This is a genomic window from Gemmatimonas sp. (assembly GCF_036405635.1).
GTDB lineage: Bacteria > Gemmatimonadota > Gemmatimonadetes > Gemmatimonadales > Gemmatimonadaceae > Gemmatimonas.
Map to the genome: position 1 here is coordinate 1 of NZ_DASWXE010000066.1, position 14,705 is coordinate 14,705.

The 14,705-nt window shown below is 66.2% G+C and carries 11 protein-coding genes and 1 pseudogene; 10 read left to right on the forward strand and 2 right to left on the reverse strand.

What is annotated here, in order from left to right:
* Positions 1-177: 177 nt before the first annotated feature.
* On the reverse strand, positions 178-918 hold the full coding sequence (locus VGE27_RS04780) for a pyridoxine 5'-phosphate synthase (protein WP_331048493.1): 741 nt from the start codon (positions 916-918) through the stop codon (positions 178-180).
* Positions 919-1,035: 117 nt separating this feature from the next.
* On the opposite strand from VGE27_RS04780, the gene VGE27_RS04785 reads away from it, so the two are divergent.
* The gene (locus VGE27_RS04785; RefSeq protein WP_331048494.1) at positions 1,036-1,581 is read left to right on the forward strand and encodes a hypothetical protein; all 546 of its coding nucleotides are present in this window, start codon (positions 1,036-1,038) and stop codon (positions 1,579-1,581) included.
* Positions 1,582-1,647: 66 nt separating this feature from the next.
* Here the strand turns inward: VGE27_RS04785 and mce are convergent, their stop codons facing one another.
* A complete protein-coding gene (mce, locus tag VGE27_RS04790) occupies positions 1,648-2,058 on the reverse strand; it encodes a methylmalonyl-CoA epimerase (RefSeq protein WP_331048495.1) in 411 nt (136 codons plus the stop codon).
* Positions 2,059-2,111: 53 nt separating this feature from the next.
* Here mce and trxA point away from each other — a divergent pair, with 53 nt between their 5' ends.
* From trxA to VGE27_RS04835, 9 genes and pseudogenes are all read left to right on the forward strand, one after another.
* Positions 2,112-2,435, forward strand: coding sequence for a thioredoxin (trxA, locus tag VGE27_RS04795; protein WP_331048496.1), 324 nt, complete (start codon positions 2,112-2,114; stop codon positions 2,433-2,435).
* Between the two features lie 65 nt (positions 2,436-2,500).
* Positions 2,501-3,346: a 16S rRNA (cytidine(1402)-2'-O)-methyltransferase gene (gene rsmI, locus VGE27_RS04800; protein WP_331048497.1), complete on the forward strand. Its 846-nt coding sequence runs from the start codon at positions 2,501-2,503 to the stop codon at positions 3,344-3,346.
* An 18-nt stretch (positions 3,347-3,364) separates the two neighbouring features.
* Complete coding sequence (locus VGE27_RS04805; RefSeq protein ID WP_331048498.1) at positions 3,365-4,057, forward strand: DUF4159 domain-containing protein; 693 nt, start codon at positions 3,365-3,367, stop codon at positions 4,055-4,057.
* Between the two features lie 40 nt (positions 4,058-4,097).
* Complete coding sequence (locus tag VGE27_RS04810) at positions 4,098-7,841, forward strand: hypothetical protein (RefSeq protein WP_331048499.1); 3,744 nt, start codon at positions 4,098-4,100, stop codon at positions 7,839-7,841.
* Complete coding sequence (locus VGE27_RS04815; RefSeq protein ID WP_331048500.1) at positions 7,822-9,642, forward strand: hypothetical protein; 1,821 nt, start codon at positions 7,822-7,824, stop codon at positions 9,640-9,642. Before VGE27_RS04810 ends, VGE27_RS04815 begins: the two co-directional genes overlap by 20 nt.
* Entirely contained in the window at positions 9,642-10,949 is a 1,308-nt protein-coding gene (locus tag VGE27_RS04820) for a hypothetical protein (RefSeq protein WP_331048501.1), read from the forward strand. The genes VGE27_RS04815 and VGE27_RS04820 overlap by 1 nt, the downstream gene beginning before the upstream one ends.
* A gap of 16 nt (positions 10,950-10,965) precedes the next feature.
* Positions 10,966-13,482 carry a helicase C-terminal domain-containing protein gene (locus tag VGE27_RS04825; RefSeq protein WP_331048502.1) on the forward strand — a complete coding sequence of 839 codons (2,517 nt, stop codon included), beginning with the start codon at positions 10,966-10,968 and terminating at the stop codon, positions 13,480-13,482.
* 80 nt (positions 13,483-13,562) lie between these two features.
* Positions 13,563-14,177 (forward strand): fumarylacetoacetate hydrolase family protein, encoded by a 615-nt coding sequence (locus VGE27_RS04830; protein WP_331048503.1) that lies wholly within the window; start codon positions 13,563-13,565, stop codon positions 14,175-14,177.
* A gap of 67 nt (positions 14,178-14,244) precedes the next feature.
* A pseudogene (locus tag VGE27_RS04835) lies at positions 14,245-14,705 on the forward strand (hypothetical protein); the annotation flags it as partial.

Below are 14,705 nucleotides of genomic sequence, written 5' to 3' on the forward strand. Positions count from 1 at the left end.
GCCGCCGCATCGGGCGCCGCCTGGGTGGCATCGCTCATGAGCTGGTCGAGGCGATCGAGATACTCGACCGCTTCCTTCTGGAAGAACTCGATGAGGGCCTGCGGTGCACTCATGCGGAACCCGCTCCTGGGGAAGGGCTGGAGAGAAGCAACACGACCTGAAAGCCTTCAGAGCCTGCTAGAACCGATCAGCTGCGCGCGCGTCGTCCATCATCACGCGAATCTCGCGAACTGCCGACTCGAGTCCCACAAAGATGGCGCGTCCCACGATGGCGTGCCCGATGTTGAGCTCCTCGATCTCGGGGATCGCCGCCACCGGTCCGACGTTGGCGATGGACAGGCCATGGCCGGCGTGCACGGCAATGCCGATGGCACCGCCGTGGGCAGCCGCCTCACGCAGGGCCCGCAGGGGGGCCGGATCGCGCGGGGCGTGCGCGTACTGTCCCGTGTGCAACTCCACGGCGTCGGCCCCGATGCGAAGGCTCACATCGACCGCCTCACGCTCCGGGTCGATGAACAGGCTCGAGCGGATGCCAGCTGCACGCAGGCGCACGATGGCGTCGCGCAGCATCGCCTCGTGACGGATCACGTCCAGCCCACCTTCGGTCGTAATCTCCTCACGACGCTCGGGCACCAGTGTCACCTGGGCGGGCCGAAGTGTTTCGGCGAGCGAGAGCATGTCGTCAGTAGTGGCGCACTCGAAGTTGAGCAGCGTGGTGACCTGCGCCATCAGGCGATGAATATCGTCGTCCTGAATGTGGCGTCGGTCTTCGCGAAGGTGGGCGGTGATCCCATCGGCGCCGGCGCGCTCACACACGAGCGCTGCGGCTACCGGATCAGGCTCCTGTCCACGGCGGGCCTGCCTGACGGTGGCCACATGATCGATGTTCACGTAGAGACGCTGGTAGCGAAGATCCATCTGCGGGGTAAGCCTCGGAATCCCGGTGGGGTGCCCAGTTGCGGTGGTACGGATAGGTTAGCAGCGTGAGCAGCACGCGGTAGTTCACGCCTCACATCAGGCAGAAAGGAGGCCCTGGTGCCCGGAACAATATCGAACGATCGGCGCGATGCAGGACGCAGCGCGCCGCGGATCCTGCGCCAGTCACTCGCGGCGGCGACAGCCATGCTGTTGCTCAGCGCCTGCGCGAAGCAGGCGGTGTCGACCACGACCAACCTGCCGGGGGCCGCACCGGTGCCGTCGGTGACCAACGACGACCCGTCCACGTTTGGCAGCTCCACCCCCAAGGGAGCCATCGACGGGTTTCTCAAGGCCGTGAATGCACAGGACCTGCAGGGCATGGCGGCCCTCTGGGGCAATACCAAGGGCCTGGCGCGCGATCAGTTCAAGCGCGAGGAGCTCGAGAAGCGGCTCATCGTCATGCAGTGCCTGATTCAGCATGACAAGGCCACCTATCCGGAAGACCGCGCACGGCTGGTGACCGGCGGGCGTCAGGAATTCCTGGTGGAATTGACCAAGCGCGGTGCATCCGCCCGCACCTCCTTCACGACGGTGCAGGGCCCCGGTGGCCGCTGGCTCGTGGAAGACGTGGACGTGGCCAAGCTGCGCGATTTCTGCCGCTGACCTCCGCCTGATCGCGGCCCGGAAGCCAGCCCAAACGACCCGGGCTGGCTCCGCTGGACACGCCGACTAGTATTCGGATAGTTCGACGAGGACACCACCGGTCGCACTGGGATGGAGGAAGGCGATACGCTTTCCCTCCGCTCCGATGCGCGGCGTTTCGTCGATGAGTCGGAGCCCGGCGTCGCGGCACTTCTGCAGTGTGCCGTCGAGGTCGTCCACCGCAAAGCAGACGTGATGAATGCCCGGGCCCCGCTTGGCGACGTACTTGCCGATGGGGGTGTCTTCGGACTGTGCCTGCAGTAGCTCCACCAGCGATTCCCCGGCGGCCAGCCCCACGATCGAGGCACCGTCGGCGTCGTCGAGGGGTACTTCAGGCATGCCGAGCACATCTCGGTAGAAGGGGAGCAACTCGTCGAGGGCACGGACGGCAATGCCGATATGGGCGATGCTCGTGCCGCGGCGAATGGAATCGGTCATGGTCGGTCGAGGGATCGGGTGTGACAGGTCCCGTATTCTAAACGGAGCACACGATGGCCAACGCAGTGGAAGTGAAGGACGATACGTGGGCGAGCGAAATCGAGCAGCATGAAGGGCTCGCCGTGGTCGATTTCTGGGCGACGTGGTGCGCGCCCTGCCGTATGATCGCGCCGATCGTCGAGCAGTTGGCGACGGAGTACGCCGGTCAGGCCAAGGTGGCCAAGCTCGACGTGGACAACAACCAGCGGACGGCCGCGCGCTTCAACGTGCGTTCCATCCCGACCATCCTGTTCTTCAAGGACGGCAAGCTGGTGGACCAGGTGGTGGGTGCGGTCCCGCGTCCGGCCCTGGAAGCGAAGTTCAAGGAGCACGTCTGAGCGGTTCTGGCACCGACGGGGCGGTTGGGCAGGAAGCACGCGCTTCCGACCTGACCGCCCAGGCGGTGGCCCTGTGGCCTGAATCAATCACCAAGGGGGCGCTGCACATCGTCAGCACCCCCATTGGTCATTTAGGGGACATCACGCTGCGCGCGCTCGCCGTGCTGCAGCAGGCGGCGCTGATCTGCTGCGAAGACACGCGTCACGCCCGGCCGCTGCTCGACCGCTACGGCATCGGCACCCCCACGCAGGCCCTGCACGAGCACAATGAGGCGAGCGTCACCCCCCGACTCGTCGAACGGCTGCGGGCCGGTGAAGCCATCGCCCTGATCAGCGACGCGGGAACACCTCTCGTGTCCGATCCGGGGGGGCGTCTGGTGGATGCGGTCACGTCCGCCGAGCTGCGCGTCGTCCCCATCCCGGGCGCTTCGGCCACGCTGGCGGCCCTCGTGGCATCCGGACTCGCGCCTCATCCCTTCACCGTACTCGGCTTCCTCGAGCGCAAAGGCAAGGACCGCGAGAATCAGCTCGCCCTCGCCACACGTCTGCCACACAGCGTGGTGCTGTTCGAATCACCGAACCGTTTGGTGGACACATTGCGTGCCATCGCGGAGATTACCGGTGGGCAGCGTCACGTGGCCGTCGCACGGGAGTTGACCAAGCATTTCGAGGAAGTTCGCCGCGGAACGCTCACGGAGGTCGCCGCGTATTACGAGGCGACTCCTCCACGCGGGGAAATCGTGTTGGTCCTGGCTGGTGCCGTTGCGGAGGAGGCGTCGGAAGACGGCTTGCGCGCGGTCGCCGATGCCCTGCGTGAGCAAGGCTTCCGCCCGCGCGACATCGTGCGGACGCTGATGGACGAACACGGCGCCAGTCGTAATCTCGCCTACCGTCTCGCTCACGACACCTGATCCGTTATGCGGTCGCCCATGCGGTCTTCGCAGCGCTTCGCCCGGTGGTCCCTGTTCGTGGTCTGCGCGCTGTTGCCGCTGGCCACGATGGCATTTCGCGGCCCCGGACGACTCGCGATCGCACGCCTGCAATACGAAGGCGGTGGTGACTGGTACGGCAACCCGTCCAGTCTGCCGAACCTGATCAAGGCCATCACCGATCGCACGTCGCTCCCCATCGAGCGCACGGAAGCCAAGGTCAAGCTCACCGACTCCTCGCTGTTCGACTACCCGTTCCTGCACATGACGGGGCACGGCGAGGTGAAGTTCTCCGACACCGAAGTGAAGCGCCTGCGCGAGTACCTCACGCGCGGCGGCTTCCTGCATGCCGATGACAACTACGGGCTCGATGACACCTTCCGCCGCGAGATGGCGAAGGTGTTCCCCGATCGCCCGCTGGTCGAGGTGCCGTACTCGCACCCGATCTACCATCTCGTCTACGATTTCCAGAACGGGCCGCCAAAGGTGCATGAGCATGACGGCAAGCCCGCGAAGGGGTATGGCATCTTCATCGGCAACCGGCTTGCGGTCTACTACACCTTCTCGACGGATCTCGGGAACGGTTGGGAAGACGTGGGCACCTATGCCGACCCGCCCGTGCTGCACGAACAGGCCCTGCGCCTGGGCGTGAACCTGTTCACGTACGCGGCCACCAGCCGCGTGCAGCCGTGATCCCGCAGTTTTTCATCGAGTCGACGAGAGCAAGCCAGGCATGACTGCACCAGCGCTGCGCATGAACGGAGGGGCGTCGAATGGCGCCGCCGGAACGACGCTCGATGCCCGCCTGTCCGGCGAACAACGCGCGTTGCACCTGCGGGCGACCAGCGGCGCGGTGCTCATCACCGTGGCGATGATGCTGGTCGTGCTGGCGGTGCTGGTGTTCGCCTTGGGCGATGGCCGTTGGATGACCTGGCCGCGCGTCGTTCCTGCGCTGGGCTGGATCCTGGCCATTGGCGGCGCCGCCGCAGTGGCCCGTTGGCGCCACCAGCAACACGTGACGCAGCTCTCGGTGTCGGCGCTGGCCGGCACCATCGAACGTGAGCAGCAGCTGCGCGCTGGTTCCCTGCGTGGCGCACTCGAAGTGGCGTCGTCCGGTGTGCTTGGTGCGCGTGCGGCAGAAGATGTGGCGGCCCGCCTCAAGGCCGGGCAGCTGGCGCCGGAAGCGGCGCGCCAGTTTTCGAAAGAGGCGGTGATTGGCGGGGCGCTCGCCCTCGCCGGATTGCTGATGGTGGTGATGGCCGCCCGTGTCTCGCCCGACGGCCTCGCGGCGGTGCAGCACCCGGTGCGGGCGTGGAATGGCACGCTGCTGCCGGCCCTCGCCTTCGAGCGTGTGCCGGCCAGCGTGCCGCGTGGCATGCCACTCACGCTGCGCATCGTGGCGTCAGGGCGGTCCGAAATCGTGGTGTCGCGGCGTGCCGAAGGCGAAGCCTGGCGCGACACGACGCTGTCCGTTTCAGCATCCGGTGTTGTGCCGTTCGCCCTCGGCCCCGTGCGCGCCAAGACACTCATTCGGGTGAACGACGGGCGCGCGCCGGAACTCGCAGCGCAGCTCGTCGTGGAAGATCGTGGCTGGATCGGTGATGTTGCGCTGCGTGCCCAGTATCCCGCGTATCTCGGTCGCGCCGAAGAGACGTTGGAGCCGGTGCCGCCACTGCGTGTGCCGCGTGGCACGCGCGTGCATGTGCATGTCACCCTGCGCGGCGGTGCGCGTGCGGCGTTCCTGACGAATGGCCGCGACACGATCGCACTCGGCACGTCGACCGAAACGACCAAGGATGTGGTGCCGGCAACGGGCGCCATCGTGATCGATCGCGACGAACAGTGGCGCTGGGGCGCATCGGCCACGCCGCGCGCCGACGGTGCCGTGCTGCCGCCGGAACTGCCTGATGCGCTGCCGTTCACCATCATTCCCGACATGCCACCGTCGGTGAGCATCGTCGCGCCGGTGACCGATACGGCCATTGGTCCAACCGGTTCGGTGCCGGTGATTGTCATGGCGGGCGACGATCATGGGGTGGGGCGTATCCACCTGCAGGTCTGGCGTGAAGCCGCCGCAGGTGACGGCAGCGGCGCGCGCGAGCGCATCGATGTCGCGGCACCCGCGTCGCCGGTGTTCGAAGGGGGCGCCACGCTCTCGCTCGATGGGCGCGGCTTGTTGCCCGGTGACAAGCTGCACGTGACCGCGATCGCCACCGACGATTCGCCGTGGCGTCAGCAGTCGCAGAGCGCAGAAGTCATCCTGCGTGTGCCCACGCTGTCGGAGCAGCGCGCGATTGCACGAGCGATGGCCGATTCACTGGCCGCCCGTGCGCAGCAGCTCGCGCAGCAGGAGCGCCGTCTGCAGCAGAACACCAGCGACGCGTCACGCAGTCGTGAACTGCAGGGCTCCAACGAACAGACGGGCGGTTCCAAGAGCGACGGGGCCAAGAGCCAGTCGATGACGTTCTCGGCGGCCGAGAAGGCCAAGCAGTTGGCGCAGGAGCAGCAGCAGCTCGGCGCGAAGGTCGACTCACTGCGCCAGAACGCGAAGGAGCTGGAATCGCGGCTCAAGAACGCCAACGCACTCGACACTGCACTGGCGGGGCGCATGCGCGACATTCAAAAGATGCTGCGCGATGCCATGACGCCCGAGATGCAGAAGCAGCTCGAGGCCCTGAACAAGAGCAGCGATCGGCTGAGCGGTACGGAAGCGCAGCAGTCCATGCAGCAGTTGTCGGAGCAGCAGAAGCAGATGCGCGAGCAGTTGGAAAAGAGCGCCGAGATGTTGAAGCGCGCCGCACTCGAAGGTGCGATGCAGACGCTGCGTGATGATGCGCGCGACCTGGCCAAGGCGCAGCAGCAGCTCGCCAACCAGTTGGAAGGCAAGCCGCGTCAGGGGCAGCAGAATGGCCAGCCGCAGAGCGGTCAGCAGCAAGGCGCTCAACAGGGAGCGCAGCAGCAAGGCCCTCAGGATTCGCGAGCGCTTGCCGAACAGACCAAGCAGCTTGAACGCGAAGTGGAATCGCTGGCCAAGCGGTTGCAGGAGTCTGGCGCGCGTGAAGGGGCGACCAAGACTCGCGAAGCGCAGCCGATGGTGAATCAGGCGTCCGAGGCGATGCAGAAGGCCGCGCAGGAGCAGGCGCAGCAACAGGCCCAGCAGCGTGCGATGGATCAGGCGCAGCAGCGCGCACAGCAGATGGCCCAACAGCAGCAGGGCCAGCAAGGTCAACAGGGCCAGCAAGGCCAGCAGCAACAGGGACAACAAGGTCAGCAGGGTCAACAGCAGCCCGGCCAGCAGGGTCAGCAAGGGCAGCAACAGCAGGGCCAGCAAGGCCGTCAGGGGCAGCAAGGACAGCAGGGTCAGGGCGGTCAGCAGGGACAACAAGGCCAGCAGCAGGCCGGCCAGCAGGGACAACAGGGCCAGCAAGGTCAGCAAGGCGGCGCCGGTGATCAGGCACGCCGGGCAGCCGACGCCATGGACAAAGCCGCTCAGCAACTCGCCGCCGCGCGTGATGCACAGGTGAACGAGTGGAAGGGGCAGCTCTCCGATCAGCTCGACCAGTCCATCAACGAGACCATGCAGCTCGCGCGGCAGCAGGCCGATCTCGAACAGCGCATGCGTCAGGGGCAGCAGGGCCAGCCAGGTCAGCAAGGGATGGCCGGTGAGCAGAGTGCGTTGCAGCAGGGCGTGCAGCAGGCGGCGGAACGCCTCGAGCAGGCTGGTCGCACGTCATCGCTGCTCTCCCAGCGTTCGCAGAAGGCGATGGGTGATGCGCAGCGCCGCGTGCAGCAGGCGACGCAGGCCATGCAGCAACAGAGTCAGCCGGGCGGCAACGAGCAGGCACAGAACGCGATGAAGGATGCGGCCGAAGCGCTGAACCAGGCGCTCAGCTCCCTCGTGCGTGACCGCGAGAAGGTCAACGGTGCGCAGTCGGCGTCGGGCTTCCAGGAGATGATGGATCAGCTCAAGCAGCTGGCCCAGCAGCAGGGGCAGCTCAACAACCAGATGCAGGGCCTCAACATGATGCCGGGCGGCGCCAAGGGCGATCAGGCGCAACAGCAGGCACGGGTGCTGGCGAAGCAGCAGCGTGCCGTCGCGCGTGATCTCATGGACGTGGCCGATGCCGACCAGACCGGTCGCACCGATGCTTTGGCCCGTGAGGCGCAGACGCTGGCGCAACAGATTGAACGCGGCGGTGTCGACCCGAACACCGCAGCGCGTCAGCAGCAGTTGTATCGTCGTCTGCTGGATGCCGGTCGTTTCCTGGAGCAGGACGAGCGCGACGATCAGGGCCCGCGTGAAGGCAAGGCTGCCAATGGCAACGGCTCCATGGGTCGTATCGATGGCCCGCAGTCCGGCCGCGCCGCCAACAAGTTCGCACCGCCCACGTGGAACGAGCTGCGTGGTCTTGGCCCCGAAGAGCGTCGCATCGTGATCGAGTACTTCCGTCGACTCAATGGCAGCGCGCCGCAATGATCGCCCGCGACGTCGTGGCCTGGCGCTAGGCGCGGTCATCGCGCTGGCGCTCGCGGCGTCGCGCGCCACTCCGTTGTTCGCACAATCCGGCGGCACCGCCACTGCGACCTTTGCTGCGGCGGATACCACCGATGCGCTATCGCGCGCGATGGACGCCGAGGACAAGGGTGAGTTCAAGCGCGCCGGCGCGGCCTATCGGGAGGTGCTGCAGAAAGCATTGGCGGTCACGCCGCCCGATGGCGACCGCATCGCGCTCGCCATGCTGGGCTTCGAGCGCGTGATGAACGAGCAAGGACTACTCGATTCCATCGTGCCGGTGACCGAGCGTGTCCTCACGTTTCGCCCGACCGACCCCACGGCGCGTACGGTGCTGCTGCGCACGCTCACCTCGCTCGCCCGTGACGATCAGGCCCGCGACGCTTTCCTCGGCTGGCGGCGAGCCAGCCCCGGTGATGCCGCGCCATATCGCGAGTATGCACGCCTGTTGCTGCAGCGCGGCCGTTCACTCGCCGCCGATTCCATACTCGGTGACGCCGCGAGACTGCTCGGTCGCAATGCCGCGCTGTCCGGAGAGACGGCGCAGCTCAACGTCTCACTCAATCGCTGGGAAGCGGCCGCAAAATCGTACCGCGACGCGTTGACGAACCAGCCGTGGCTCGAGACAGCGGGGCTTTATGGGATGCAGCGCGCGCCGGTTGCGGCGCGTGACTCCATTCGCGCGGTGCTTTCCGCCGAGCCGGCCTCGTTGCGTCCGCGTCGCCTGCTGGCATCGCTGGAAACGGCGTGGGGAGAACCCCGGCGTGCGTGGGCGGCGATCGGCGCGTTGCCGCCAGACGATTCCACACTTGCCGCATGGCGCGAGTTCGGCGAGCATGCCGAACAGACATCGTCATGGCTGGTGGCACGGGACGCATGGAGCGCGATTTTCGCGCGTAACCCCGGTTCGCTGGAAGCACAGCGTCGTGCGGCCGATGCGGCACTCCGGGCTGGAGATGCCACTGGCGCCCTCACGTTGTTGCGGGCACCGTCCACGGCGGATGAACGTGCCCGCAAGCAGGCACTGCTCGGCCTCGAACTCGCAGCCCTCGGTGAACTGGGGCGGATGCCAGAGGCGCAGGCCCTGCTCGAACGCGATGGCAAAGCCCTCGATCTCAATGCGCGAGCGGCGATCGCGCGGCCATTGGTGATGGGGTGGCTGCGTGCCGGCGATCTCACGCGCGCGCGCGCGGCGATGGCCGGTACGGATCTCGAGGAAGACGACGAGATGGTCGGCTGGATCGCGCTCTACGACGGCGATCTCGCCACGGCGCGCAAGCGGCTTGTCCGCGCTGCATCGCAGCGTACGGAGCTGGTGGATGCACTGGGGCTGTTGGCGCGCATCCGCCTGGATCGGTCGCCCATGCTCGGGGCGGCGTTTCTCGCCATTGCCAAGCGGGATTCGGCGGGCGCCGCGAAGATGATGGTGACGCTCGCCGATTCGGTGGGAACGGCAGCGCCGGCGGTGCTCGCCCACGCCGCGCGCCTCATGCCTGCGGCGAATGCGCCAACGTTGTGGGATCGTATTGTGCGCGAATATCCCAAGAGCCCCGAAGCCCCGGAGTCGTTGCTCGCCTGGGCGCGCGTGCTGCGTGACGCCGGTGACAAGCCCGGCGCGGTGGCGAAGCTCGAACAGATGCTCGTGGAGTACACAGACAGTGCGCTGGCTCCGCAGGGCCGTCGCGAACTGGAACGCCTCAAGGGGCAGGTGCCGCCGGGCAATGTTGCCGGTGGCATGCTGGCGCCCGTGTCTAGATTCCCCTGATGTCCATGACTCACTCCAGATCCACGGCGCGACACTGGTCGGCTTTGCCGGTATGGCACATGCTGGCGGTACTGCTCGTCGTGCTGTCGGCTCGCTCCGTCGCGGCGCAGCATCTGCTGCTGCCCATGGACGACGCCCAGCGCAATCATCTCAAGGCGTACGGCGTGACGTACACCGCCATCAAGGGCGGGCAGAAGGCGGAGTGGTTGCTCAACTACCGCGGTGGCGCTTTCCTGCTGCCCGATGTGCCCGACCTGCGCAAGAAGGCCGCGCTCGATGGTGTGTCGGTAGAGGCGATGACGGACGCGCAGGTGGCCGCTGCACGCGCGGAAATTGCCGGCGGCAACATGGATGCCGTGGTGCTCGAGCGGGCCCCCCGAATTGCGATCTATCGTCCGGTCGACCAGCCACCCTGGGACGATGCCGTCACATTGGCGCTGACCTACGCCGGCATCGAGTTCAGCTCGGTGTGGGATGATGAAGTGATGAAGGGCGACCTGTCCAAGTACGACTGGGTCCACCTCCATCACGAGGACTTCACGGGTCAGTACAACAAGCTCTATCTCGCCTACCGCGATGCCCCCTGGTTCGTGGCGCAGCGCGACAAGGACCTGGCCACCGGTCGTCGGTTCGGCAAGAACGATGTGCCGGGGCTCAAGAAGGGCGTCGCCGAAAACATTCGCGCCTTCGTCGATCGTGGTGGATTTCTGTTTGCGATGTGTGGTGCCACCGAATCACTCGACCTGTCCATCGCCTCGTTGATGGTGGACATCGCCGGGCCGTTCTCCGATGGCACGCCGCCAGCAGCCGATGCCGATGCTCGGCTCGACTGGACGCGCACACTGGCCTTTGCCGGCGCACACGTCGAGCCGTCACCGTACGTGAACGCGCTCAGTGATATCGATGGGCACCAGGTGAACGTGCCGTCGCGTCGTCAGCCGTTGGGGACCTTCTCGTTGTTCGGCTTCAGTGCCAAGCTCGATCCCGTGGCCACGATGCTGGTGCAGGATCATCGCACCGTCATCACCGACTTCTATGGTGTCACCACCAGCTTCAATCGTGCGGTGGTGAAGCCCGGGGTCACTGTGCTCGCACAGGAAGAAGGCGCGCCATGGACCAAGTACCTGCATGGCGACTACGGTAAGGGATCCTGGACCTTCCTCGGCGGTCATGACCCCGAGGACCCGCAGCACGCCATCGGCAGCGCACCCACCGATCTGTCGCTGCATCCGAACTCCCCGGGATACCGTCTCATCCTGAACAACGTCCTCTTCCCGGCCGCCAAGAAGAAGCCGCGCAAGACGTGACCGCACTGTCGTGAGCATGGGTGAAGCGCGGCTGGCCAAGGCGGCCGCCGCGGCGATTCGCACGCAGATCACGTTGCACGGAGGCAATGAGGTCTGCTTTGTGTGCACGGTGGATGCCGACGGCATTCTCACCACCGCACGCAAGGTGGCGGCGGGTGATGTGAGCAGTGTACTGGCTTTGCCGGGGGTGGCGGAGCGCGGTGAACTCCTGCTGCACAACCACCCGTCGGGCGAACTCACGCCCAGCGACGCCGATCTCGAAGTCGCATTCCGGTTGCACGGCAACGGCGTGGGCTTCGGCATCGTCAACAATCAGGCCACGCGTGTGTACATCGTGGCCGAGGTGCCGCGCGGTAAGCAGGTCGTGCCCGTCGATCCCGATGCGGTCGATGTGGCCCTCGGTCCGTACGGCCTGGTCGCGCAGGCTATGCGCGGCGTGTACGGTGTGCGTGACTACGAAGACCGCCCCAGTCAGCGCGCGATGGCTACGGCCGTCACAACCACCTTCAATCAGGGTGGCGTGGCCTTGCTCGAAGCCGGCACCGGCGTCGGCAAGTCTTTGGGCTATCTCGTACCGGCGCTGCGATGGGCTGCCGCGAATGGTGAACGCACCGTGGTGTCGACGGCCACGATCACGTTGCAGGAGCAGCTGGTCGCGAAAGACCTGCCGTTTCTGCAACGCGCGCTGTCTGATCAGCCCGTGCGTTTTGCCTTGCTCAAGGGCTGGCGGAACTACCTGTGCCTCAATCGGCTCGCTGTCGCGCAGGGCGCCGGCGCCGCGCTGTTCGACGACAATGTCAGCGATGATGTCGCGACGATTGCCGAATGGGCCACCCGCACCCAGGACGGATCGCTGGCCGATCTGCCCACGGCTCCTCGTGCAGAAGTGTGGGATGAAGTCTCCGCCGAGCCCGACCTGTGTGGGCGTATGAAGTGCGAGCACTACAACGACTGCTTTCTGTTCAAGGCGCGCAAGGAAGCCGCTGCCGCCGATGTCGTCGTCGTGAATCATCATCTGCTGCTGTCTGACGTGGCGGTGCGCCGTCAGGTGCAGAACTGGGATGATTCCGCGGTGTTGCCGGCGTACAAGCGTCTGGTGATCGACGAGGGGCACCATCTCGAGGAGGCCGCGGGTTCACACCTCGGCAGTTCCATCACGCGTCGTGCGTTGTCCCGCCTGTTCAATCGACTCGAACGGCGCGGCAAGGGCTTGCTGCCTACACTGGCCGCCAAGCTCTCTGGCAGGAATGATCTGCTCAGCACAGCCAGCATGGACATGCTGCGCGACAGTGTATTCTCGAGTGTGCTCACGGCGCGTGACCGCACGCAGTTGCTGTTCGAGTTGCTGGGTGCGGTGCTGGAGCAGCAGGGCGGTGGCGTGATGCGGTTGACCGAGTCCTTTCAGGAACTCGATCTCTGGCGCAATGGCATCGCCGATACACTGAAGGAGTTGCTCAACGAGATCGACGCGATCGCGAAAGGCCTCGCCATGGTGCAGACGCGTCTCGAGAGCGATCAGTCGCGTCTCGAAGAGCTGTCGTCCACGCTCAATGAAGTGCGCGCGGTCATCCGTCGCCTGCAGAACGCGGGTGATGCGCTGATGAAGGGACTGATGCCACCGGCAGACGGTCCGGCGGTGGTGCGGTGGATGGAGTTTCAGGGCAAGCCCACGGCACATGAACGCAACCTCGCCGTGCACTGTGTGCCACTCGATCTCGCGCCCGTCTTGCGCGATGACCTGTTCGGTCGCGTGGAGACGGCCGTCGTCACGAGTGCCACGCTCTCCACCGATGGCGGCTTTCAGTTTCTCGAGCGACGTCTCGGCCTGGCAGGCAGCAGCGCACCGGTTCGTTCAGCGATCTTCCCATCGCCGTTCGATTATCCGCGGCAGGCGTTGTTGGTGGTGCCCACCGACCTGCCGGCACCGAATGAGCAGCCGCGTGAACACTTCGCGGCGGTGACACGGCATTTGCACGACTTGGCGCACGCCAGCGACGGTGGGCTGTTTGGCCTGTTCACCAGTCATCGTGACGTGCGCGAGATGGCCGAATGGATGCGTGCACAGGGACTGGCTGGCCGCTGGCCGCTGCTGGTGCATGGCGAGGAGCCGCGCGACCAGTTGCTGCAACGCTTTCGCGAATCCGGACGGGCGATTCTCCTGGGCACCGCCACGTTCTGGGAAGGCATCGACGTGCCGGGGGATGCCTTGCGTGGCCTGCTCATTGCCAAGCTGCCGTTCCGTGTGCCCACCGAGCCCATTGTCGCGGCGCAGTGCGAAGCCATCGATGCGCGTGGTGGCAACGCCTTCGTGGAATACATGCTGCCCCATGCGTCGCTGCGGCTCAAGCAGGGATTCGGGCGATTGATTCGCACCGCCACCGATGCCGGTGTGGTGGTGCTCAGCGATCCGCGCGTGGTCACCAAGCGCTATGGCCGCGCTCTGCTCAATGGCCTGCCACCGGCGCAACGTGTGATCGGCAAGTGGGGTGATATCCGCGCTCAGGTGTCAGCGTTCTACCGGAGCGCGCGGTAAGATTCGTGGGGTGGGCCGTGCACGCACTTGCCACCACCCCGTCAGTCGCCATCACCTCCCGACTCGAATCTGCCAGGAACATGACCGCTCCATCCAAGATCGTGTGTGTGGGTCGCAACTACGTCGCCCATGCCCGTGAAATGGGCAACGACGTCCCAAAGGAGCCGCTGCTCTTCCTCAAGCCGTCATCCTCGATCATTCGCGAGGGGCAACCCATCGTGCTGCATCCGGTGTCGGATCACATCGAGTTCGAAGGCGAGATCGCGGTGGTGCTCGGCGCTCGGTTGTCCAAGGCGGGTTCTGAAGCGGAAGCACGGGCGGCTATCGGTGGCATCGTGGCGTTGAATGACGTCACCGCGCGTGACCTGCAGAAGAACGACGGTCAGTGGGCACGGGCCAAGGGCATGGACACGTTCTGTCCGCTCGGCGTGCCAGGCGCGGTGCCCGACGATCTCGACGGGATCGAGCTCATCACGCGGGTGAATGGTGAGGTGGCGCAGCGGGCCACCGGTGCCGACATGGTGTTCAAGATCCCGTTTCTGCTGCAGTACATCTCACAGTACCTGACTTTGGAGGCGGGGGATATCGTGGCCACCGGCACTCCTGCAGGGACCAAGCGCATCAACCCCGGCGACGTCGTCGAGGTGGAGCTGGTGGGAATCAGTCGTGTGTCCAACCCGGTCGTGGCCGGGTGACGCTCCACAAGCCGGAAATGCCGTCGCAAACCGGCACACCCCGGCTCAAATCGGGTATCTTTGAGTGATGACTCCGCCCCTCCCGCCTTCGCCGTCCAACGACGGAACGGGTCCGACGCACCAGCAGGTGTCATCGGAAGGTGAGGGGCGTGTGCCCACGCGGGCGCGCATCAGCGAGCGCGCCCGCGCCGGCGGTGCCGGGGGCCGTGAGCGCCGCTCACCCAAGCCACTGCTCATCGCGGTTGGTGTGCACGTGGTGGCGGCGCTGGTGGTGGTGCAGGTGCTCACGCTGGGATATGGCATCCCGTCGTGGATGCCGTTTGGCGACGACGGTGTCAATCGCGAAGAGCGGCTGACCTACGTCGAGACGCCGCCCGACAAGCCGAGCAGCACGGTGGCTGAAACACCGGTGCCCGCGCGTACCGCCACACCGGCACCGGTGGCTCCTGCTGCCGCGCCTTCTGCACCGGCCGGTGGTCCTCCCGTTCCCGCGATGCCCGCCGCGCCGCGTGACACCGGACGTGGTGC

Bases quoted from the DNA above. Each gene is read 5' to 3' on its own strand.
- mce (WP_331048495.1), bottom strand. From the start codon at position 2,058: ATGACCGATTCCATTCGCCGCGGCACGAGCATCGCCCATATCGGCATT.
- VGE27_RS04805 (WP_331048498.1), top strand. From the start codon at position 3,365: ATGCGGTCTTCGCAGCGCTTCGCCCGGTGGTCCCTGTTCGTGGTCTGC.
- trxA (WP_331048496.1), top strand. From the start codon at position 2,112: ATGGCCAACGCAGTGGAAGTGAAGGACGATACGTGGGCGAGCGAAATC.
- VGE27_RS04825 (WP_331048502.1), top strand. From the start codon at position 10,966: ATGGGTGAAGCGCGGCTGGCCAAGGCGGCCGCCGCGGCGATTCGCACG.
- VGE27_RS04815 (WP_331048500.1), top strand. From the start codon at position 7,822: ATGGCAGCGCGCCGCAATGATCGCCCGCGACGTCGTGGCCTGGCGCTA.
- VGE27_RS04820 (WP_331048501.1), top strand. From the start codon at position 9,642: ATGTCCATGACTCACTCCAGATCCACGGCGCGACACTGGTCGGCTTTG.
- VGE27_RS04810 (WP_331048499.1), top strand. From the start codon at position 4,098: ATGACTGCACCAGCGCTGCGCATGAACGGAGGGGCGTCGAATGGCGCC.
- VGE27_RS04780 (WP_331048493.1), bottom strand. From the start codon at position 918: ATGGATCTTCGCTACCAGCGTCTCTACGTGAACATCGATCATGTGGCC.
- VGE27_RS04830 (WP_331048503.1), top strand. From the start codon at position 13,563: ATGACCGCTCCATCCAAGATCGTGTGTGTGGGTCGCAACTACGTCGCC.